Source organism: Rahnella sp. PAMC25559, from assembly GCF_050632365.1.
GTDB classification, from domain to species: Bacteria; Pseudomonadota; Gammaproteobacteria; order Enterobacterales; family Enterobacteriaceae; genus Rahnella; species Rahnella rivi.
Window position 1 is genome coordinate 4,220,134 of record NZ_CP192543.1, and the last position, 20,448, is coordinate 4,240,581.

The 20,448-nt window shown below is 53.8% G+C and carries 19 protein-coding genes; 8 read left to right on the plus strand and 11 right to left on the minus strand.

All coding sequences use genetic code 11. From position 1 onward, the window contains the following. Nucleotides 1-65: 65 nt before the first annotated feature. The 8 genes from ACQZQY_RS20460 to ACQZQY_RS20495 form a co-directional block, all read right to left on the minus strand. Nucleotides 66-422: a hypothetical protein gene (locus ACQZQY_RS20460; RefSeq protein WP_162997925.1), complete on the minus strand. Its 357-nt coding sequence runs from the start codon at nt 420-422 to the stop codon at nt 66-68. A gap of 685 nt (nt 423-1,107) precedes the next feature. Then, nucleotides 1,108-2,202 (minus strand): sulfate/thiosulfate ABC transporter ATP-binding protein CysA, encoded by a 1,095-nt coding sequence (cysA, locus tag ACQZQY_RS20465; RefSeq protein ID WP_414070625.1) that lies wholly within the window; start codon nt 2,200-2,202, stop codon nt 1,108-1,110. Continuing rightward, nucleotides 2,192-3,067, minus strand: coding sequence for a sulfate/thiosulfate ABC transporter permease CysW (cysW, locus tag ACQZQY_RS20470; protein ID WP_431296306.1), 876 nt, complete (start codon nt 3,065-3,067; stop codon nt 2,192-2,194). Before cysW ends, cysA begins: the two co-directional genes overlap by 11 nt. Beyond that, nucleotides 3,067-3,897: a sulfate/thiosulfate ABC transporter permease CysT gene (gene cysT / locus ACQZQY_RS20475; protein WP_056781124.1), complete on the minus strand. Its 831-nt coding sequence runs from the start codon at nt 3,895-3,897 to the stop codon at nt 3,067-3,069. Before cysT ends, cysW begins: the two co-directional genes overlap by 1 nt. Further along, a complete protein-coding gene (gene cysP, locus ACQZQY_RS20480) occupies nt 3,897-4,919 on the minus strand; it encodes a thiosulfate ABC transporter substrate-binding protein CysP (protein ID WP_431296307.1) in 1,023 nt (340 codons plus the stop codon). The genes cysT and cysP overlap by 1 nt, the downstream gene beginning before the upstream one ends. Before the next feature lie 210 nt (nt 4,920-5,129). Next, nucleotides 5,130-6,029 carry a Dyp-type peroxidase gene (locus ACQZQY_RS20485; protein ID WP_183847917.1) on the minus strand — a complete coding sequence of 300 codons (900 nt, stop codon included), beginning with the start codon at nt 6,027-6,029 and terminating at the stop codon, nt 5,130-5,132. A gap of 115 nt (nt 6,030-6,144) precedes the next feature. Next, entirely contained in the window at nt 6,145-6,774 is a 630-nt protein-coding gene (locus ACQZQY_RS20490; RefSeq protein ID WP_136377195.1) for an RpoE-regulated lipoprotein, read from the minus strand. A gap of 157 nt (nt 6,775-6,931) precedes the next feature. Further along, nucleotides 6,932-7,375: a DUF2919 domain-containing protein gene (locus ACQZQY_RS20495; protein WP_122097446.1), complete on the minus strand. Its 444-nt coding sequence runs from the start codon at nt 7,373-7,375 to the stop codon at nt 6,932-6,934. A 170-nt stretch (nt 7,376-7,545) separates the two neighbouring features. Between ACQZQY_RS20495 and ACQZQY_RS20500 the strand changes: the two genes are divergently transcribed. Continuing rightward, nucleotides 7,546-7,944, plus strand: coding sequence for a YgiW/YdeI family stress tolerance OB fold protein (locus ACQZQY_RS20500; RefSeq protein WP_056781648.1), 399 nt, complete (start codon nt 7,546-7,548; stop codon nt 7,942-7,944). Between the two features lie 77 nt (nt 7,945-8,021). On the opposite strand, the gene ACQZQY_RS20505 is transcribed toward ACQZQY_RS20500, so the two are convergent. Further along, nucleotides 8,022-8,447 (minus strand): GNAT family acetyltransferase, encoded by a 426-nt coding sequence (locus tag ACQZQY_RS20505; RefSeq protein ID WP_056781138.1) that lies wholly within the window; start codon nt 8,445-8,447, stop codon nt 8,022-8,024. 288 nt (nt 8,448-8,735) lie between these two features. Between ACQZQY_RS20505 and amiA the strand changes: the two genes are divergently transcribed. The 4 genes from amiA (at nt 8,736) to ACQZQY_RS20525 (ending at nt 12,184) form a co-directional block, all read left to right on the plus strand. Continuing rightward, on the plus strand, nt 8,736-9,620 hold the full coding sequence (gene amiA / locus ACQZQY_RS20510) for an N-acetylmuramoyl-L-alanine amidase AmiA (RefSeq protein WP_056781140.1): 885 nt from the start codon (nt 8,736-8,738) through the stop codon (nt 9,618-9,620). A gap of 140 nt (nt 9,621-9,760) precedes the next feature. After that, the gene (gene hemF, locus ACQZQY_RS20515) at nt 9,761-10,756 is read left to right on the plus strand and encodes an oxygen-dependent coproporphyrinogen oxidase (protein WP_431296308.1); all 996 of its coding nucleotides are present in this window, start codon (nt 9,761-9,763) and stop codon (nt 10,754-10,756) included. Further along, nucleotides 10,740-11,189 carry a YaiI/YqxD family protein gene (locus ACQZQY_RS20520; RefSeq protein ID WP_056781148.1) on the plus strand — a complete coding sequence of 150 codons (450 nt, stop codon included), beginning with the start codon at nt 10,740-10,742 and terminating at the stop codon, nt 11,187-11,189. Before hemF ends, ACQZQY_RS20520 begins: the two co-directional genes overlap by 17 nt. Nucleotides 11,190-11,236: 47 nt before the next feature. Continuing rightward, nucleotides 11,237-12,184, plus strand: a complete 948-nt coding sequence (locus ACQZQY_RS20525) for a nucleoside hydrolase (RefSeq protein ID WP_431296309.1) — start codon at nt 11,237-11,239, stop codon at nt 12,182-12,184. A gap of 59 nt (nt 12,185-12,243) precedes the next feature. On the opposite strand, the gene maeB is transcribed toward ACQZQY_RS20525, so the two are convergent. Next, nucleotides 12,244-14,523, minus strand: coding sequence for an NADP-dependent oxaloacetate-decarboxylating malate dehydrogenase (gene maeB / locus ACQZQY_RS20530; RefSeq protein WP_056781154.1), 2,280 nt, complete (start codon nt 14,521-14,523; stop codon nt 12,244-12,246). A 381-nt stretch (nt 14,524-14,904) separates the two neighbouring features. Between maeB and tal the strand changes: the two genes are divergently transcribed. The 3 genes from tal to yegD all read left to right on the plus strand — a co-directional run bounded on the left by tal (nt 14,905) and on the right by yegD (nt 19,406). Continuing rightward, nucleotides 14,905-15,855 (plus strand): transaldolase, encoded by a 951-nt coding sequence (gene tal, locus ACQZQY_RS20535; protein WP_217204601.1) that lies wholly within the window; start codon nt 14,905-14,907, stop codon nt 15,853-15,855. Between the two features lie 62 nt (nt 15,856-15,917). Next, nucleotides 15,918-17,912 carry a transketolase gene (gene tkt / locus ACQZQY_RS20540; RefSeq protein WP_431296310.1) on the plus strand — a complete coding sequence of 665 codons (1,995 nt, stop codon included), beginning with the start codon at nt 15,918-15,920 and terminating at the stop codon, nt 17,910-17,912. A gap of 141 nt (nt 17,913-18,053) precedes the next feature. Next, the gene (gene yegD, locus ACQZQY_RS20545) at nt 18,054-19,406 is read left to right on the plus strand and encodes a molecular chaperone (protein WP_056781166.1); all 1,353 of its coding nucleotides are present in this window, start codon (nt 18,054-18,056) and stop codon (nt 19,404-19,406) included. Nucleotides 19,407-19,477: 71 nt separating this feature from the next. Here the strand turns inward: yegD and ACQZQY_RS20550 are convergent, their stop codons facing one another. Next, entirely contained in the window at nt 19,478-20,431 is a 954-nt protein-coding gene (locus tag ACQZQY_RS20550; RefSeq protein WP_431296311.1) for an aldo/keto reductase, read from the minus strand. Nucleotides 20,432-20,448 lie beyond the last annotated feature (17 nt).

Here is a 20,448-nt window from a genome sequence, read left to right on the forward strand (position 1 = left end):
AATAATTCTGACATGTGTGATAGCAGTGAAATATATAAATTATGTATATTTAAAGCATCATTTCGTTAAATACTGTTCAATTCAACCGAACGTTTTTGCATGCTATGAAATACGGAGTTTTTTACTCTTGCGCAGACGAGTTGTAACTTTGCGTCCAGTTCCAGGCTCAGGATTTCTTTGGCATCTTTATTGACATTGTTACCCTGTGATTTGTACGTTGCATAGTTTTTATTAATTTCTGCAAACTGTTTCGCATATAAATCATAGCCAATTGGGTCAAGATCCCCCAAGGCCTCAAATTCTTTCAAGCATGCTTTATTACTTGGGCCAGTCTGTTGTTGCACCGGCAGCACTTTGTTAGTGCATCCTGTTACAACAACCATTAGCAGTAATAAAAAAGATGATTTCCATATTATTCGCATAGTAATCCCTAAGAGAAAAAATACCTACTCCGCATAATAAACATGCAAAAATAAAATATAAGAATGCGCTGATTTTCAAGTCTGGGCATTCTATTCAATAAGAATTATCACCGCAACAATATTTTTATATTCTTTTAAATGATCTAAAAGATCGCACACATATAAAAATTAGATTAATTAGATGATTTGTTTTTAAAAACACTTCTCTCAAAGGGACTTAATTAATAACTAGATAACCGGTTACTTGAAAAACTCATAACGTCATGAAAAAAAAGAAAAATAGTCCTACATAAAAAATGCGTTCAGGGTGTCGGGGGAGTTAAAATATTTAAATTGACATGAAAAATAGAATTATCGACTCAAAGAGTTAAGTAAAAAACAAGGCAACCTGCAAAAAATGGCATTCGAGAATTAAATAGAAAAATCATGAATCATCATTATTTACTATTTATTATTCCCTCGTTAATTACTGCTTATAAAGCAGCCTGTTACATGAAAGATTAATGATTCTCTGTTGTTTTTAAAAGTCACCACCTCATTTCGCAATGCAATGATAAGGCGCCGGTGTGCGTTTACGTGGCTTTGTTCGGGGAGACAGACGGATGAAAGGTGTTCACAAAAAAAGATATCGGGAACCTCAAAGCAGCCTGATGCTGCTTTGAGATGGGCTGTCGGGAATGTGTATTCAGGCAGATTTCGCCAGTGCCACGGCTTGCAGTGGCTGATCGCCAGCATACAGGCGGCCATTCAGCCCGCCGACGTAGAAGCGGTCGCCACGCTGAGGGGCGTGGCTGCCATGCGTTTCAGAAAGCACAACAGCAAGCGGTTCATCATGCCAGCCCTCGGCCTGAACGATGAGTTGCCAGAAATGACCGCGCGGGCTGACTTCCAGCACTTTTACCGGCAAAGGGCAACGTGCCGAACTTTGCGGCGTGATCTCCATTTCCCAGGGGCGCAGGAATAAATCCACCGCGCCCTGATGCAGTGGCGGGTTCTCCAATGGCCAGTGATGCGCGCCGACATACAGCTGTGAGCCTCGAATTTCGCCGCCTATTTTATTCACTTCACCCATGAATTCCAGCACGAAGCGGGTCGCCGGGTCGCGCCAGATTTCCTGCGGTGCGCCCACCTGTTCGATATTCCCCTGGCTCATCACCACCACACGGTCAGCGACTTCCATCGCTTCTTCCTGATCGTGCGTCACGAACACGCTGGTGAATTTCAGTTCTTCATGCAACTGACGCAGCCAGCGGCGCAGCTCTTTACGCACCTGCGCATCCAGCGCCCCAAAAGGTTCATCCAGTAGCAGAATTTGCGGTTCCACCGCCAGCGCACGGGCTAGTGCCACACGCTGTTTCTGACCACCGGAAAGCTGGGCCGGATAGCGGTTTGCCAGATGGCCTAACTGCACCATTTCCAGCAATTTGGTGACTTTCTGTTTGATTGCCTCAGCGTTCGGACGCTCGCGGCGTGGCAGCACCGTCAGGCCAAACGCAATGTTGTCGAACACGGTCATATGGCGGAACAGCGCGTAATGCTGGAACACGAAACCGACTTGTCGGTCGCGGGCGTGCAGCCGAGTTACGTCCTTACCGTGAAAGCTCATGTGCCCGGCGCTCTGGTTTTCCAGACCGGCGATAATGCGCAGCAACGTGGTTTTGCCTGAGCCGGAAGGCCCGAGCAGCGCGACCATCTCTCCGGAAGCAATATCGAGCGAGATATCATTGAGCACTTTCGTGCGGCCAAAATATTTGTTGATACCGTTAATTTCAATGCTCATGACTTTCCTCCCGCTCAAGACGGTCGTTGTGACGCTTCAGACGCCATTGCAGGCCGCTTTTCAGAAACAGTGTGACGATGGCCATCAGGGTTAACAGCGCAGCGGCAGTAAACGCGCCAGCGGTGTTGTAGTCCTGATGCAGTAATTCGACTTGTAAAGGCAACGTGTAGGTTTCGCCACGTATAGAACCGGAAACGACAGAAACTGCCCCGAATTCCCCAATCGCGCGGGCGTTGGTCAGCACCACGCCGTACAGCAATGCCCAGCGGATATTCGGCAAGGTCACGCGGCGGAACATCTGCCAGCCGGAAGCCCCCAGCAGAACGGCCGCTTCATCTTCGTGGCTGCCCTGACTCAGCATCACCGGCACCAGCTCGCGAATCACAAACGGACAGGTGACGAACACCGTGACCATCACCATACCCGGCCAGGCGAACATGAATTGAATGTTGTGCGCATCCAGCCAGCCACCGAGCGGGCCGTTGGTGCCGTAGAACAGTAAATACAGCAGACCGGCAACCACCGGAGACACGGCGAACGGGATGTCGATCAGCGTCAGCAACAGCTGGCGGCCTGGGAAATTAAAGCGCGCCACAAGCCACGCCAGCAGCGTGCCGAAAATCAGGTTCACCGGCACGGTAATCAGCGCCATCAGCACCGTCAGCCAGATGGAGTGCAACATGTCGGAATCCGACAGATTCTTCCACATCGCAGCAATACCGTCAGAAAACGCCAGCACAAAAATGCTGATCATCGGGATCACCAGCAGCAGGATACATATCAGCACCCCTGTGCCGATAAGCGCCCACTTCACCCAGTCGACGGGCTGGCGGGCAGCCCCTGCAAAATCCGGAACATCAGACATTATTGGCCTCCCAGACGACGGCCATAACGGCTCTGTAAGGTGTTAATGGCGAACAGCAACACCAGCGATGCCGCAAGGATAACCGACGCAATCGCGCTGGCTGCCGGATAGTCAAATTCCTGCAAGCGGATGAAAATCATCAGTGACGTCACTTCCGTTTTCCACGCAATGTTACCGGCGATGAAAATGACCGCGCCGAATTCACCCAGGCTGCGGGTGAAAGACAAGGCGGTCCCCGCCATCAGCGAAGGCATCACTTCGGGCAACACCACACGACGGAAACTCTGCCAGCGCGATGCGCCCAGCGTTTCGGCCGCTTCTTCATATTCCGGGCCTAACTCTTCCAGCACCGGCTGCACGGTTCGCACCACAAACGGGATGCTGGTGAAGGCCATCGCCACCGCAATACCGATCCAGGTGTACGAGACTTTGATATCAAAATGCGCCAGCCACTGACCGTAAAAACCGGTGGTGGAAAACAGTCCTGCCAGCGTCAGCCCTGCCACCGCAGTCGGCAATGCAAAGGGTAAATCCATCAGGCCGTCGATCAGGCTTTTCCCCGGAAACTCGTAACGGGTGAGGATCCACGCCATCAGCATGCCGAAAACGCAGTTGAAAAGGCTCGCCACGCCCGCGGCCAGCAGCGTGACTTTGTAGGCCGCCACGACCTGACCGTTGGTGATCACATCCCAGTATTGTGACAGCGTCATTTGTGACAGCTGCATCACCAGCGCGCTCAGCGGCAGAAGCAGCACCAGACACACGAACAGCAAACTGCTGCCGAGGCTCAGGGTAAATCCGGGTAGTACGCGTTTGCTCGACAACAACATTACTTGTGACCTTGCTCTAACAGTTTATCCAGCTCACCGCCGGTACCAAAATGGGTGTCCATAACCTGTTTCCAGCTGCCAAACTGATCTTCAACGTTGAAGAGTTTGGTGTCCGGGAACTGATCTTTCGCCGCCGCCATGGCCGTTTTGTCATACACACGGTAGTTAAAACTGGTGATAATTTTCTGTGCCTGCGGGCTCCACAGATAGTTCAGGTAATCTTTGGCGGCTTTCTCCGTGCCATTTTTCTCGACGTTTTTATCGATCCAGGCCACCGGGAACTCCGCCAGAATGTCCACCGGCGGAACAATCACTTCGTACTGATCGTCGCCGTACTGTTTGCGGATATTGTTCACTTCAGATTCGAAGCTGATCAGCACATCACCCAAACCGCGCTCGACAAAAGTCGTGGTCGCGCCACGGCCTCCGGTATCAAAGACCTGCACGTTCTTCAGAAAGCTGGCCATTTTGGCGCGGGTCTGTGCGGTGTCTTTTTTATCTTCAAGATTGAACGCGCCCCATGCCGCCAGATAGGTATAACGGCCATTGCCGGAGGTTTTCGGGTTCGGGAAAATCAGGCTCACGCCCGGACGGGTTAAGTCGTCCCAGCTGTGAATATTCTTGGGATTGCCCTTGCGCACCAGAAACGCCATGGTGGAATAGAACGGCGAGCTGTTGTTCGGCAAGCGGGTTTGCCAGTCGGCAGGGATCAGATTTCCGCGATCGTGCAGGATCTGCACATCGGTTACCTGGTTGTAAGTGACCACATCGGCTTTCAGCCCCTGCAAAATCGCCAGTGCCTGCTTTGATGAGCCGGCATGAGACTGTTTGATCTCGAGTTTTTCGCCATTATTTTGATCGGTCCACTGCTGCTGGAACGGCGGGTTCAGCGCTGCAAAAAGTTCACGAGAAACGTCATACGAGCTGTTGAGCAATTCGGTTGCGGATGCCGCCCCGCTGGCCAGCAACAATGCCGCCACAGATCCTTTCAGCACATTGCCTGTCAATCCGGTAGTTTTCATGCTTAGCCTTAGGTGAGTGAACCGATATGCGACGCTGATAAATGCCGCTCAATATCACACAGTGTATTTATAACTGAGGGTCAGGCTGTAACGGTTTTATATACCATTTGGTGATTTTCAAGCATGAAAAGCTATAAGGCATTAACAAACGCGGGGGAAATTGCAGGAGGGAGGAAACAGCGCGCCCAAAGCGGAGCGCGCCGGAAAAGCTTAAAGCGCTAAAAGACGGGTCAGGGACGGCGCGAAATAATAGCTGCCGGTGACCGGGCGGGTGAAGCGCAACATGGCGTCACGTTTGCCATCCAGATCGCCAAACATGCTCAGCAGTTGTTTCTCAATGTTCCACAAACGCGCGCAATAGCTGATGAAGTACAAGCCATGCTCGCCGCTGGCGGTGCCGTAAGGCAGGCTCTGACGCAAGATTTTCAGGCCCTTGCCCTCTTCTTTCAGATCAACACGGCTGACGTGTGAGGTGTCCGGACGGGTTTCTGAATCCAGCTCTTCATCCGTGTCTTTGGTGCGGCCAATCACCTCTTCCTGCTGCTGCACGGAGAAGCGCTCCCACTGCACCAGATTATGTTTCCAGCGCTGGACCATCACGTAGCTGCCACCGGCATCGACGCTGCCCTCAGGAATAATCGCTACCTGGGCGCGGGCTTCTGCTTTCGGGTTTTCGGTGCCATCAACAAAACCGCTGAGATCGCGCTCTTCGATTCCACGGAAACCATGAGTTTCTTCTTCCACCACGATGGATTTACCAAAGGCTTTCAGTGCAGCCTGCGCAACGGCAAAATTCACGTCATGGCGCAAAGACTGAATGTGCAACAGCATATCGCGCTGCGTGGCCGGAGCCAGCCCTTTCCCCAATGGCACGAACGCTTTCAGCTCGTCCGCACCCTGATTGCCCGACAGATCGCGCCAGACGTCGTGACCAAAAGCCACCACCGCGCCAAGATGTTCATGGGGGAATTTCTGCTGCATCTCTTCGAGTGCAGCGACAAATGTCCGGCAGCCCTGCCGGAGCGCATCCAGGTCGCCCTGAGCTTTCGCTTCAATATAAATGGCGAAACGGCAATGTTCGGGCAAAATGCCGCTCTGAACCTGAGTCATGATCTTATCCTCGTTAATTTGACCGGCGATATCATACCGGATGTCAACAAAAATGCCTTGCGCGAAGGCAAGGCATTACGTCGTTTTTAAACGAAGACAGAAGCGCTTTACGTGCTTACTGCGCGGCAGTTGCCTGAGCAGGATCCGCCCGCCAGATGATTTTGCTGACTTTCCAGTCTTTCAGCGAATCGTCCGATGGCATCAGCGAATCCGGGCCGTGCCAGATCCCGCTGAACACGTAAGTTACGTGAGCACTTTGCGGGGCTTTGCACTCGATACTCTGCGCATCGTCACCTTCGCCTTTCACACAGACATCAAAGGCTTTGGTATACAGATCGCTAAAGGAAGTGCCTATTTTAACGCCCCATTCGCTTTCGACTTTGGCGTCTGTCACATCAACCCGCCGCACAGTGCCTTTCGGCTCGCCGCTGATCGACATTTTCACGTCTTTGCCATCCATCGCCTGGAAGAAACTGAGCATTTTACCGTTGCTCATCGACATACCACTGCGCAGCGTGTAATCCCCGTCCAGCGCCTCTTTGATCGCATCTTCAGTCAGCGGCGTGCTGGCGGTGATGTCACCGACACCTTTTTCAGACACCGTCAGGCTGCTGCCGAACCAGTTCAGAGGATTCATGGATGACCAGGAAATGCCCGGCATCGACATATTCGATATCGACGAACAGCCCGTGAGGATCAAAGGAAGCGCCAGCAACATCGGGCGAACCCGTAAGCGAACAGTCATTCAGTGTACTCCTTGGCTCCCCGTTTCCGTTGGCCGGTGCGGCCTGACGGACAAACCGGCAGCATAATGAGGGATAATTAACTTTTATACAGCCTGCGGCTGCTTTTAGCGTTCAGCGCCAGTTCGAGTGCTTTCTTTCCGAAAAAGTTCAATGACGTCATGCCAGACGGCGCGCCGCATCGAAACAGGCTCGCAGCCGACGGCTCAGCAGCCAGTAGGCCAGCGCGGCGGCGTCGAGCAGCGCGAGTGCAATATCCACGCCGGAAATCAGATCGTTACTTTGCCAAAGCCCGAGCGCCTGCAGTGCAAACGTCACAAACATGCCCGCCAGCAACAGCCAGTAACCGGCCTGCCAGATGCGCGGCCATAAATGACGGCGACCGCTGAGCAGAAACACCAGCGCCGGGGGCAGCCCCAGCAACATACCGGACCAGAAACTCTGACGATCGGGATAAAAAAGGGACAGTAAATCATTGCCCTGCTGCCGCGATGCACCCGCCATGACAAACAACAGCCAGGTTCGCGCCTGTAACATCAAAATCGTCCAGAACCACAGCGGCAGGCGCAACATTCCGTGGTCGTTATAATCATCCGGGTTCATAAAAGAGGACAACGTTCCTGCGAATTAAGTGAAATTAAACAATAATCAGAGCATCTTAAGAAACCGTTAAGAACAGTCTGCTTTACTGTACCTCAACGCGGCAACACATCGCAAAGATGTCATAGTTGCTGACACACACCAGAAAAGTTAATTAAGGAAGACCTATTATGATGAAGAAAATCACTCTGGCAGCCCTCATCGCACTGAGTTCAGCGTCCGTTTATGCCCAGCAAACCGGCGGTTTTAATGGCCCTTCCGCTCAGGAAGCGCAAACCCAGCCAGCGGCACAGGGCGGCTTTACCGGGACCACCGCACTGAGCACCGTAAAAGATGCTCAAACTATGAAAGACGATCAATGGATTATGCTGGAAGGTTTTATCGATCAGCGTATCGACCATGATAAATACATTTTCCGCGACAACACCGGTACCCTCAATGTAGAAATTGACGGCAAACGCTGGCAGGGACAGAACGTGTCACCAAAAGACAAAATCCGCATTGAAGGTAAAGTCGATAAAGACTGGAACTCAGTGGAAGTGGACGTCAAAAGCGTAAAAGTGATCAAGTAATCACACCCGGCGTTTAAACGTAAAAAGCCCCGAAGGCCATCGCCTGTCGGGGCTTTTTTAATTTATGCAGACCCGGCTTAATATTCCTGATCTTCGATAAGCCGTTTACCCAGCAGCAGCGTATCTGAAATCTCGTAGCCGAGTTTTTCATACATGCTGACCACCGCGTCATTTTCAGCACGCACCATTAAATTGATTTTTGGGCAGCCACGGGCAATCAGTTTCTTTTCCAGCCGGTTCACCAGCGCATTGGCAATCCCGCGCCCGCGATAATCCGGGTGTACGCCAAGATAGCCCACCGAACCGCGATGACCGTCATAGCCCCCCATCAGCGTGCCGACCACTTCCCCGCCAACTTCGGCCACCAGGAAAAACTCCGGGCTGTGGTTAATCTTGCGCTCAATATCCAGTTCCGGATCATTCCACGGACGCAGCAGATCGCAGCGCTCCCACAAGGTCAGTACTTCTTCGAAATCTTCTTGCCGGTATACGCGAATTTCCATCACTGTCGCCACTGTTGTGTTAATAAGGGGAAAGAGGTTTCTATAATTATCGCGTGATCTGCTTGATACGCAACATCAAAATCAAAAATCGTGCATTTTATAAGCGTTTTTTCTCTGGCCGTTTGTCAGCCCGTCAGCTCATGAATCATTAATTTGAGATATATTTGTCCGCCAATATATTAATTCGCGACACAAAATTCATAAACAGTAATAGTTCTCAGATCGAAACTATAAAAAAGATACTCTATAACATAGGGCATTCTGCTTTTTTATGACGGTAATGGACTGATGTTAAACCCCCTGAACAAATTTCTGCATTTCCAGCCTCTGCCCGCTTCCGCTACCCGTCGCCAGCTCCTGTTATCCGGCCTGGGTTTAGCCATTGCCGCCTTTGGTTCCCGTTCTGCCAGCGCAGCGCAGCAGGAACACATCACCAAATCCGCTCCGGCGCCGAAACCGCCGGGTTCGAAAAAGCTGGTGATGATCGACCCTGGCCACGGCGGGATCGATTCCGGTGCCGTCGGCCATGAAGGATCGGAAGAGAAACATGTGGTGCTGGAGATTGCCAACTATGTGCGCGAAATCCTTGGGGCGCAGAGCCATATTGAGGTCAGGCTGACGCGAGATTCCGACCACTTTATCCCGCTGTATCAGCGTGTTGAGCTGGCGCATCAGCATCAGGCCGATTTGTTCGTTTCAATTCACGCCGATGGTTACACCAGCCCGAGCGCTTCCGGCGCGTCAGTGTTTGCACTTTCTAACCGGGGTGCCAGCAGCGCGATGGCGCGATACATGTCCAAAAAAGAGAACGACGCCGATTTGGTCGCCGGGGCGAAATATGCCAAAGAAGATAACAATTACCTGCAGCAGGTGCTGTTTGACCTGGTGCAAACCGACACCATCAAAAACAGCCTGACACTCGGCCACCATGTGCTCGACAGAATCCGCCCTATTCACCATTTACACAGTCAGCAGACGGAGCAGGCCGCTTTTGCCGTGCTGAAATCGCCGTCTATTCCCTCGATTTTGGTAGAAACGTCTTTCATCACCAACCATCAGGAAGAGCAACTGCTGAGCACCACAGCGTTTCGTAAAGAGATTGCACAGGCGATTTCGCAGGGGATCATTAACTTCTTCAGCTATTTCGATGCCAATGAGCGTAAACCACGATAATCTTCATTCTTCGGGCTGCACATGCCCTGGCGGCTCTGACTCATCCGAATTACGGACAGTGCCGCCTTCCTGCAACTCGAATGATTTTGGGTATATAATAGCGTCCACTTTTCTCTCATTCAGCGCCCGTAAGGCGCTGAATGTCTTTTCAGTCAACGTCTGCGAGTTTGCCTGTGAGCCAATCGATTCCCGACATTCAGCAAGTTAAAACCTTCCTGCTTTCACTGCAGGAGCACATCACTCAGCAACTGGCTGCCGCCGACGGTCAGGGCCAGTTCGCCGAGGATCAGTGGGTGCGTGAAGAAGGCGGCGGCGGCCAGAGCCGGGTGTTAACGAATGGCGCAGTCTTCGAACAGGCTGGCGTTAATTTTTCCCACGTCTCCGGCGCGATGCTCCCCGCTTCCGCCACCGCGCACCGCCCCGAGCTCGCAGGGCGCAGCTTTCAGGCGATGGGCGTTTCTCTGGTGATTCATCCGCTGAATCCTTATGTCCCCACCAGCCACGCGAACGTGCGTTTCTTCATTGCCGAAAAAGCCGGTGAAGCCCCGGTATGGTGGTTCGGCGGCGGGTTTGACCTCACCCCTTATTACGGATTTGAAGAAGACGCCCGCCACTGGCATCTCACGGCGCAACAGCTGTGCCAGCCATTTGGTGACGACGTCTATCCGAAATACAAAAAATGGTGCGACGACTACTTCTTTATTAAACACCGCAATGAGGCGCGCGGCATCGGCGGCCTGTTCTTTGACGATCTCAATACTCCGGATTTCGCCACCAGCTTTGACTTTATGCAGGCTGTGGGCAACGGTTTCACCGACGCTTATCTGCCCATTGTTGAAAAGCGCAAATTGCTGCCGTGGGGCGAACGTGAGCGCCAGTTCCAGCTCTATCGCCGTGGCCGCTATGTCGAATTCAATCTGGTGTGGGATCGCGGAACGCTGTTTGGCCTGCAAACCGGTGGCCGTACGGAGTCGATTCTGATGTCAATGCCGCCGCTGGTCCGCTGGGAATACGGTTATCAGCCTGAAGCCGGCAGCCCGGAAGCGGCGCTGTACAGTGATTTCCTGCCGCCACGCGACTGGCTGAATCTGCACACTGATCTTACGGGGAGCGACACTGATGCAAATCTGGGTTGATGCCGATGCCTGTCCGAATGTCATCAAAGACGTCCTGTTCCGTGCCGCGGAACGAACCGGCATGATGGTGACGTTAGTGGCTAACCAAATCATCCGCACGCCGCCGTCAAAATTCCTGCGCACCCTGCGCGTTGAGGCGGGCTTTGACGTGGCGGATAACGAAATTGTGAAGCGCACTGAGCCGGGAGATTTAGTGATCACCGCCGACATCCCGCTGGCCGCCGAAGTCATCGAAAAAGGCGGCGTGGCGCTCAACCCGCGCGGCGAGCGCTACACCACCGAAACCATTAAAGAGCGCCTGAATATGCGTGATTTTATGGACACCATGCGCGCCAGCGGCGTGCAAACCGGCGGACCGCCCGCGCTCAATCAGCGCGACCGCCAGCAATTCGCCAATGAACTGGATAAGTGGCTGCAACAAGCTAAAAAATAATCCGGTCAGGCAAAACGATGTATCCCTACACTTTAAAGGAATAAAACATGGTCAAAAAGATCATCCTGGATTGCGATCCGGGGCATGACGATGCCATCGCCATGCTGCTGGCACACGGTAATCCGGAAATCGAACTGCTGGCAGTCACCACCGTAGTCGGTAACCAGACGCTGGAAAAAGTCACCCGTAACGCCCTTGCTGTGGCGCGGGTGATTAACCTGACCGGCGTGCCCTTTGCCGCAGGTGCCACTCGTCCGCTGGTGCGTCAGGTGGAAATCGCCGACGAAATCCACGGCGATTCTGGTCTGGATGGCCCGATATTGCCGGAAGCGGCCATCACGCTGGAACCCGTTCACGCCATCGATCTGATCATTGATTTGATCATGTCGCATCCGCCAAAAACCATCACGCTGGTGCCTACCGGCGGCCTGACCAACATCGCCATGGCGGTACGCAAAGAACCGCGCATTGCTGAACGCGTCAAAGAAGTCGTGCTGATGGGCGGCGGTTATCATGTCGGTAACTGGAGCGCCGTCGCGGAGTTCAACATCAAAATCGACCCGGAAGCCGCGCATATCGTCTTCAACGAGAAATGGCCGCTGACCATGGTCGGTCTGGATCTCACTCATCAGGCACTGGCAACGCCGGAAGTCGCGGCGCGTATCGCCGCCGTCGGCACGCAACCGGCAAAATTTGTGGGCGAGCTGCTCGATTTCTTCGGACTAAGTTACAAAGATCGTCAGGGATTTGATTCCCCGCCGGTTCATGACCCCTGCGCCGTCGCTTACGTCATTGATCCGAACGTAATGACCGTACGCAAAGTGCCGGTAGATATCGAACTGACCGGCACATTGACGCTTGGCATGACCGTGGCTGATTTCCGCGCCCCGCCGCCGCCGGACTGCCATACACAAGTGGCGGTAAAACTGGATCATCAACGTTTCTGGGATCTGATCGTCGATGCGCTCGAACGCATCGGCGAAGTGAAATACTGAGGCCGCAAGCAGACGTCACGGGCATCCTGCTGATGCCCGTTTTCGTCAGGATCCCCGCGTTATAAAGGTTCGGTTTGCGCCTCTACCACGGCCAGCGCCACCATATTCACAATACGGCGTACCGAGGCAATGGGCGTGAGAATGTGCACCGGTTTTGAAACCCCCATCAGCACCGGTCCGACGGTCACCCCTTCCGAACTGGACACCCGCAACAGGTTGTAGCTGATGCGGGCTGATTCCATATTCGGCATAATCAAAATATTGGCCGCCCCTTTCAGCGGGCTGTCCGGCATGATGTCCTGACGAATGCTTTCCACCAGCGCAGCGTCACCGTGCATCTCACCATCGATTTCGAGATCCGGCTCGCGCGCGTTTACCAGCTCCAGCGTCCTGCGCATTTTAAGCGCCGCCGGGCTGTCCGACGTGCCGAAACTGGAATGGGATAACAGCGCCACTTTCGGCTCGATACCAAAACGCCGCACCGTTTCTGCCGCCATCAGGGTAATTTCCGCCAGCTGTTCTGCGGTCGGATCATCATTGACATAGGTATCCGCAATAAAGGTATTGCCGCTCGGCAACAGCAAGGCATTCATTGCTCCGGCAACGTGGGTGCCTTCGCGAAAACCAAACACCTTTTCCACGATATCGTAATGTTCATGGTAGGTACCGACCGTGCCGCAAATCATCGCATCGGCTTCACCGCGCAGCAGCATAATCGCCGCGATAAGCGTCGGATTGCCGATCACCGCGCGCCGGGCCTGCTCCTGCGAGACGCCGCGTCGTTTCATGCGGTCATAATATTCACGCCAGTACTCGTTAAAGCGCGGATCGGATTCGTTATTGACCACTTCGAAATCTTTTCCCGCTTCGAGTTGCAGACCGAGTTTCTTGATGCGCATTTCAATCACGCTCGGTCGCCCGACCAGAATCGGTTTCGCCAGACCGAGAGTGATCAGTTCCTGCGTGGCCTGCAAAACGCGCTCCTCTTCACCTTCGGCCATCACCACCCGCTTCGCTTCTTTTTTGGCCTGCGAGAAAATCGGTTTCATAAACAAATTGGTTTTATAAACGAACTCCGAAAGCTTCTCGACGTAGGCATCGAAATCCAGAATGGGCCGCGTGGCGACACCAGAATCCATCGCCGCCTTAGCCACCGCCGGGGCAATTTTCACGATCAATCGCGGATCAAAAGGCTTAGGAATGATGTAGTCAGGGCCGAACGACAGCTCCTCTTCACCGTAGGCCGAAGCCACTACATCGCTTTGCTCGGCCATTGCCAGATCGGCGATCGCATGGACACAGGCCAGCTTCATTTCTTCATTGATGGTCGTTGCGCCAACGTCCAGCGCCCCGCGAAAAATAAACGGGAAACACAGAACATTGTTCACCTGATTAGGGTAGTCAGACCGGCCGGTGCAGATAATGGCATCAGGGCGGACGGCCTTTGCCAGCGGCGGCAGAATCTCCGGTTCCGGGTTCGCGAGCGCCAGGATCAGCGGATCTTTTGCCATGGTTTTCACCATGTCCTGCGTCAGCACGCCAGGCCCGGAACAACCGAGGAAAATATCCGCTTGCGGGATAGCGTCCGCCAGCGTGCGCTGGCCGTTGTCTTCGATGGCATACACCGCTTTGGTTTCAGCCATGTTCTCTTCACGGCCTTGATAAATCACGCCGCGGGAATCACAGGCCGTAATGTTGTGGCGCTTCAGCCCCAGCGCCACCAGTAAATTCAGACAGGCAATCGCCGAGGCTCCCGCCCCCGACACCACCAGCCGTACGTCTGAAATATTTTTCCCGACCACGCGCAAACCATTCAGAACAGCGGCGGTACAGATGATCGCGGTGCCATGCTGATCGTCGTGGAACACCGGAATATTCATGCGCTCGCGCAGTTTCTTCTCGATGTAAAAACACTCCGGCGCTTTGATATCTTCAAGATTGATGCCGCCAAACGTTGGCTCCAGCGCGGCAATGACGTCGATTAACCGGTCGGGATCCAACTCATCCACTTCGATATCAAACACATCGATACCGGCGAATTTTTTAAATAATACGCCCTTGCCTTCCATCACAGGTTTACCCGCCAGCGCACCAATATTGCCGAGGCCGAGCACCGCCGTGCCGTTAGAAATCACGGCCACCAGATTCCCCTTGGCCGTGTATTTGTAAGCCGCCAGCGGATCTTTTTGAATTTCGAGACAAGGCGCGGCCACGCCCGGCGAGTACGCCAGCGCCAGATCCCGCTGTGTGGCGAGCGGTTTTGTCGGGGAAACCTGAATCTTTCCGGGCACCGGGAATTCGTGAAAATCGAGCGCACTTTGCTTGAGTTGTTCGTCCATCGTAGGGTCCTTTTCTGTTTCTTATTTTTTTCAGGGGTACAGAGCAAGGGAAGCCGCAACATCCGGTTTTCCCGCACAACAGTATAGATAACCTGCCACGACACAGACCGAAGCACGACCAAAAGTTGTGCGTTACATTGATTACTTTTCGTTCGCGGAAGACGTCTCGCAAAATTCAACTAAGCTTAAGGTTCCCCCTTGCGCAACTCAGGTTGAAAGCTCAGCCTTGCGTAGGCTTTTGCTTTTTCATTGCTCTGACCCATTACAACAATCAGAAAAAGCGTATTCATATTGTTAACAGAATGATGCAGGGTAGACCCCCTGTGAAAAAGAGTCGCACGACCTGTTGCTGTATCGTTTTTTAGCTAAGGAGATGTAGAGATGAACCAGTTAGACGCCCTCAAAAAGCTAACTACCGTGGTTGCCGACAGCGGTGACATTGAATCTATCCGTCATTTCGAACCGCAGGATGCCACCACCAATCCATCCTTAATCCTGAAAGCCGCCGACCTCCCGCAGTATCAGAATTTGATCAAAGACGCGGTGGACTACGCCCGCAAACAAGGTGGCAGCAAAGAAGATCAGGTGATCAACGCCACGGACAAACTGGCGGTCAATATCGGTGTCGAAATCCTCAAAAGCGTGCCCGGTCGCATCTCGACAGAAGTGGATGCGCGTATGTCTTTTGACAGCGAAAAATGCCTCGCGAAAGCCCGCAAACTCATCGGCTTATATCAGGAACAGGGGATCGATAAATCCCGTATTCTGATCAAACTGGCCTCTACGTGGGAAGGCATCAAAGCCGCCGAAGAACTGGAAAAAGAAGGCATCAACTGTAACCTGACGCTGCTGTTCTCCTTTGCTCAGGCACGCGCCTGCGCCGAAGCCAATGTCTACCTGATTTCCCCGTTCGTTGGCCGCATTTATGACTGGTACAAAGCCAAAGATCCTGACGCCACCTATGACGTAGAAAAAGATCCGGGCGTGAAATCTGTCCGTGAGATCTACACATACTACAAATCACACGGCTACGAGACGGTGATCATGGGGGCCAGCTTCCGTAAAGTTGAACAGATTCTGGCACTGGCGGGCTGCGACCGCCTGACCATTTCACCGGCCCTGCTGGAAGAGCTGAAAGCCAGCGAGGCACCGGTGGAACGTAAGCTGCAAGCGTCGTCGCAGGGCAGCAAACAGCCTGCACCGCTGACTCAGGCAGAATTCCTTTGGGAGCATCATCAGGACGCCATGGCAGTTGAGAAACTGGCTGAAGGTATCCGCCTGTTCGCCGTCGATCAGCAGAAACTCGAAGACATGCTTTCTGCTCAACTGTAATTCCACTCACTGTTATTTCAATGGCCGTTGACCTGTTCAGCGGCCATTCACCGGAGAAAAATATGCCTTCTCGTAGAGAACTCGCGAACGCTATCCGTGCCTTAAGCATGGATGCGGTGCAGAAAGCCAATTCCGGCCACCCAGGCGCGCCCATGGGGATGGCGGATATCGCCGAAGTGTTGTGGCGCGATTACATGAATCACAACCCGACCAACCCGCACTGGGCAGACCGCGATCGCTTCGTGCTGTCCAACGGTCACGGCTCGATGCTGATATACAGCCTGCTGCACCTCACCGGTTATGATCTGCCGATGAAAGAGCTGGAGAATTTCCGCCAGCTGCACTCCAAAACACCGGGCCACCCGGAATATGGTTATACGCCGGGCGTTGAAACGACCACCGGCCCGTTGGGTCAGGGCATCGCCAATGCCGTGGGTTTTGCGATTGCAGAACGCACGCTGGCCGCACAGTTCAACCGTGAAAACCACGACATCGTTAACCACCACACTTATGCCTTTATGGGCGACGGTTGCATGATGGAAGGGATTTCCCACGAAGCCTGCTCGCTGGCTGGCACCATGAAACTCGGTAAACTGACCGCGTTTTATGATGACAACGGCATTTCTATCGACGGCCATGTTGAAGGCTGGTTCACCGATGACACGGCCAAACGTTTCGAAGCCTATGGCTGGCACGTGATCCGTGGTGTCGATGGTCAGAATGCTGACGCCATCAAAGCGGCCATCGAAGAATCCCACAAAGTGACCGACAGACCTTCCCTGTTACTGTGCAAAACAGTCATCGGTTTTGGTTCACCTAATAAAGCCGGTACGCACGATGCGCACGGTGCTGCGCTGGGTGTGGATGAAGTGGCTGCCACCCGTAAAGCGCTGGGCTGGAACTACCCTGCCTTTGAAATCCCGCAGGATATTTATGCTGCCTGGGATGCCAAAGAAGCGGGTAAAGCGAAAGAAAAAGCCTGGGATGAAAAGTTCGCCGCCTATGCGAGTGCTTATCCTGATCTGGCGAAAGAATTCAAACGTCGTGTGAACGGTGAGCTGCCTGAAAACTGGGAAGCTGAAGCACAGAAATTCATTGAAGGTTTGCAGGCCGCCCCGGCCAATATTGCCAGCCGTAAAGCTTCACAAAATACGCTGGAAGCCTTCGGTAAAATCTTGCCTGAATTCCTCGGCGGCTCCGCTGACCTTGCCCCTAGCAACCTGACCATGTGGTCCGGCTCGAAATCCCTGGGCGATGATCTGGCCGGTAACTACATTCACTATGGCGTACGTGAGTTCGGCATGACGGCAATCTCCAACGGCATCGCGCTGCACGGCGGTTTCCTGCCTTATTCAGCCACTTTCCTGATGTTCGTTGAGTACGCCCGTAATGCGGTACGAATGGCGTCGCTGATGAAGATCCGCAACGTGTTCGTTTACACCCATGACTCCATCGGTCTGGGCGAAGACGGCCCGACGCACCAGCCGGTCGAGCAAATGGCCAGCCTGCGCGTCACCCCCAACATGAGTCTGTGGCGTCCGGCCGATCAGGTCGAGTCGGCGATTGCGTGGAAATATGCCATCGAGCGTAACGACGGCCCGGCTGCGCTGATTTTCTCCCGTCAGAACTTGACCCAGCAACCGCGTACACCGGAGCAACTGGCTAACGTGGCGCGCGGCGGTTATGTGCTGAAAGATTGCCAGGGCACACCTGACGTCATCCTGATTGCCACCGGCTCTGAAGTGGGTATCACGGTTGAAGCCGCAGACAAGCTGGCCGCAGCAGGCACGAAAGTGCGCGTGGTTTCCATGCCGTCCACTGACGTGTATGACAAACAGGACACGGCATACCGCGAATCGGTGCTGCCAAAAGAAGTCACGGCACGCCTGGCGGTTGAAGCAGGTATTGCGGATTACTGGTACAAATACGTCGGCCTTAATGGCGGCGTGGTTGGCATGACCAGCTTCGGCGAATCAGCCCCTGCTGAACAGTTGTTCAAAGAGTTCGGCTTTACGGTCGATAACGTTGTCGCGAAAGCACAGGCGTTACTGAAATAAAATCAGGCCGTTTTTATTCCCTCTCCGTGAAAAGAGAGGGAATAATTCATACTAAAAATCTCAAAACATGTCCCCTTCCTGCTTGATGAAAGTCGCCCGCTCCGGTAAAGTCCCGCCCCTTCTTTGGCATGGGGAACAGTAATGTTTATTGGATTTGACTACGGTACAGCGAATTGCTCCGTTGCGGTGATGCGCGACAATAACGCCCACCTGCTGGCGTTAGAAAATAACGATCCTTATTTACCCTCCATGCTGTGTGCACCATCGCGTGAAGCGGTCAGCGAATGGCTGAACCGTCACGGACAGGTGCCGACAGGCAGTGATGAAAATCTGGCGCTGCTGCGCCGCAGTGTCAGTTTTAACCGTGAGGAAGATATTCCGGTTAACGCCAACAGCGTTCACTTTGGTTTGCAGGCGCTGGCAACGTATATGGAAGATCCGGAAGAGGTTTATTTTGTCCGCTCTCCGAAATCCTTCCTTGGCGCAAACGGCCTGAAACCACAGCAAATTGCACTGTTCGAAGATCTGGTCTGCGCCATGATGTTCCACATCAAGCGTCAGGCAGAATCTGTCCTGCAAGAGACGATTCATCAGACCGTCATTGGCCGGCCAATTAACTTCCAGGGCATGGGCGGAGATGACGCAAACCGTCAGGCGCAGGGTATTTTGCAACGCGCCGCAGAACGTGCCGGTTTCCGTGATATCGCTTTCCAGTTTGAGCCGGTCGCTGCCGGTCTGGATTTTGAAGCCACGCTGACTGAAGAGAAAACGGTGCTGGTCGTCGATATCGGCGGCGGAACCACGGACTGCTCGGTGTTGCTGATGGGCCCGCAATGGCGTGATAAAGCAGAACGCCAGAACAGCCTGCTCGGCCACAGCGGTTGCCGCGTTGGCGGTAACGATCTGGATATCATGACGGCGTTCAAACAACTGACGCCTCAGTTCGGCATGGGCAGCGAAACCCAAAAAGGCACGGCGATCCCTGCGCTGCCTTACTGGAATGCGGTAGCGACAAATGATGTCCCGGCGCAGCTGGATTTTTACAGCGTCGCCAATGGCCGCATGTTGCGCGATTTGATCCGTGACGCCGCGCAGCCGGAGCTGATTAAGCGCCTGCTGAAAGTCCAGCAACAGCGCCTGAGCTATCGTCTGGTGCGTGCGGCGGAAGAGAGCAAGATAGCGCTTTCGGAACGCGAGAACGTCACGGCCGCCATGGACTTCATCGAATCCGGTCTGGCAGAAACCATCAGCCAGCAGCAACTGAGCGAAGCCATTGCACAGCCGCTGGAGCGCATTCAGGAACAGGTCAATCTCGCGCTGGCAAGCAGCGAAATAAAACCGGACGTGATTTATCTGACCGGTGGCAGTGCGCGTTCCCCGCTTCTGCGCGCGGCATTGCAGGCGCAGTTGCCGGGTATTCCGCTGGTGGGTGGCAATGATTTCGGCTCGGTGACCGCCGGTCTGGCTCGCTGGGCACAAACGCTGTTCCGTTAATCGCTGAACGCCGGATGTAAAAAAACCGCCTGAGACATCCGGGCGGTTTTTTTATTTGTGAGACGGCAAATTTACCAGGCGCTGGCGTCATTCAGCGTCTGAATATCTGCATCATCCAGTTTCAGCGTCGCGGCCTGCGCCAGTTCGTTCAGCTGCTGCAAGGATGTCGCGCTGACGATCGGGGAAGTGATGGAGGGGCGGGCAATCTGCCATGCCAGCGCGACCTGTCCAGGCTGCGCACCGTGCTTTTCAGCGACCTGATCCAGCCCCCGTAGCACCTTCAGACCGCGTTCATCGAGATAACGCGTAACCACACTTTCACCGCGCAGACTTTTACTGGCGTCAGCCTGAGTGCGGTATTTCCCGGTCAGGAAGCCGGCGGCCAGCCCGTAAAAGTTAATGACGCCCAGACCGTTGTCCGTCACGACCTTTTCCAGTGCTTCTTCATACACTTTGCGGTCATACAGGTTGTACAAGGGTTGCAGAGTTTCATACCGCGCCAGCCCGTTCTCCTTACTGACTTTCAGCGCCTCGGCCAGACGCGGCGCGCTGTAGTTCGACGCGCCAACGGCACGGACTTTACCTTCTTTAATCAGCGCATCAAACGCGGCCATGGTTTCAGCCAGCGGCGTATCGGCATCATCATCATGTGACTGGTAGAGATCGATATAGTCCGTTTGCAGCCGTCTGAGCGAAGCTTCCACCGCGTCTTTAATGTAGCGGGGGGACAGGCCCACTTTGCCTTCTCCCATGGGTTTACCGACTTTAGTCGCCAGAACGATCTGATCGCGTTTACCGGTTTTCTTCAGCCAGTTGCCGATGATCGTTTCGGACTCGCCGCCCTGATTGCCCTCGACCCAGGCGGAATACACGTCGGCGGTGTCGATAAAGTTCAGGTTGTGATCCAGCAAGGCATCGAGCAGGCTGAAGGAGGCCGTCTGATCGACCGTCCAGCCAAACACGTTGCCACCAAAAGTCAGTACCGGCACCTGGATACCTGAACGGCCTAATTCTCTTTTACTCATCACTCACTCCTCTAAAC

Coding starts and splice junctions, on each gene's coding strand:
- ACQZQY_RS20520 (WP_056781148.1), top strand. CDS start 10,740: ATGCAAATCTGGGTTGATGCCGATGCCTGTCCGAATGTCATCAAAGAC.
- amiA (WP_056781140.1), top strand. CDS start 8,736: ATGTTAAACCCCCTGAACAAATTTCTGCATTTCCAGCCTCTGCCCGCT.
- cysP (WP_431296307.1), bottom strand. CDS start 4,919: ATGAAAACTACCGGATTGACAGGCAATGTGCTGAAAGGATCTGTGGCG.
- ACQZQY_RS20505 (WP_056781138.1), bottom strand. CDS start 8,447: ATGGAAATTCGCGTATACCGGCAAGAAGATTTCGAAGAAGTACTGACC.
- ACQZQY_RS20500 (WP_056781648.1), top strand. CDS start 7,546: ATGAAGAAAATCACTCTGGCAGCCCTCATCGCACTGAGTTCAGCGTCC.
- cysT (WP_056781124.1), bottom strand. CDS start 3,897: ATGTTGTTGTCGAGCAAACGCGTACTACCCGGATTTACCCTGAGCCTC.
- ACQZQY_RS20460 (WP_162997925.1), bottom strand. CDS start 422: ATGCGAATAATATGGAAATCATCTTTTTTATTACTGCTAATGGTTGTT.
- maeB (WP_056781154.1), bottom strand. CDS start 14,523: ATGGACGAACAACTCAAGCAAAGTGCGCTCGATTTTCACGAATTCCCG.
- ACQZQY_RS20490 (WP_136377195.1), bottom strand. CDS start 6,774: ATGACTGTTCGCTTACGGGTTCGCCCGATGTTGCTGGCGCTTCCTTTG.
- ACQZQY_RS20525 (WP_431296309.1), top strand. CDS start 11,237: ATGGTCAAAAAGATCATCCTGGATTGCGATCCGGGGCATGACGATGCC.
- hemF (WP_431296308.1), top strand. CDS start 9,761: ATGTCTTTTCAGTCAACGTCTGCGAGTTTGCCTGTGAGCCAATCGATT.
- ACQZQY_RS20485 (WP_183847917.1), bottom strand. CDS start 6,029: ATGACTCAGGTTCAGAGCGGCATTTTGCCCGAACATTGCCGTTTCGCC.
- tal (WP_217204601.1), top strand. CDS start 14,905: ATGAACCAGTTAGACGCCCTCAAAAAGCTAACTACCGTGGTTGCCGAC.
- yegD (WP_056781166.1), top strand. CDS start 18,054: ATGTTTATTGGATTTGACTACGGTACAGCGAATTGCTCCGTTGCGGTG.
- tkt (WP_431296310.1), top strand. CDS start 15,918: ATGCCTTCTCGTAGAGAACTCGCGAACGCTATCCGTGCCTTAAGCATG.
- cysA (WP_414070625.1), bottom strand. CDS start 2,202: ATGAGCATTGAAATTAACGGTATCAACAAATATTTTGGCCGCACGAAA.
- ACQZQY_RS20495 (WP_122097446.1), bottom strand. CDS start 7,375: ATGAACCCGGATGATTATAACGACCACGGAATGTTGCGCCTGCCGCTG.
- ACQZQY_RS20550 (WP_431296311.1), bottom strand. CDS start 20,431: ATGAGTAAAAGAGAATTAGGCCGTTCAGGTATCCAGGTGCCGGTACTG.
- cysW (WP_431296306.1), bottom strand. CDS start 3,067: ATGTCTGATGTTCCGGATTTTGCAGGGGCTGCCCGCCAGCCCGTCGAC.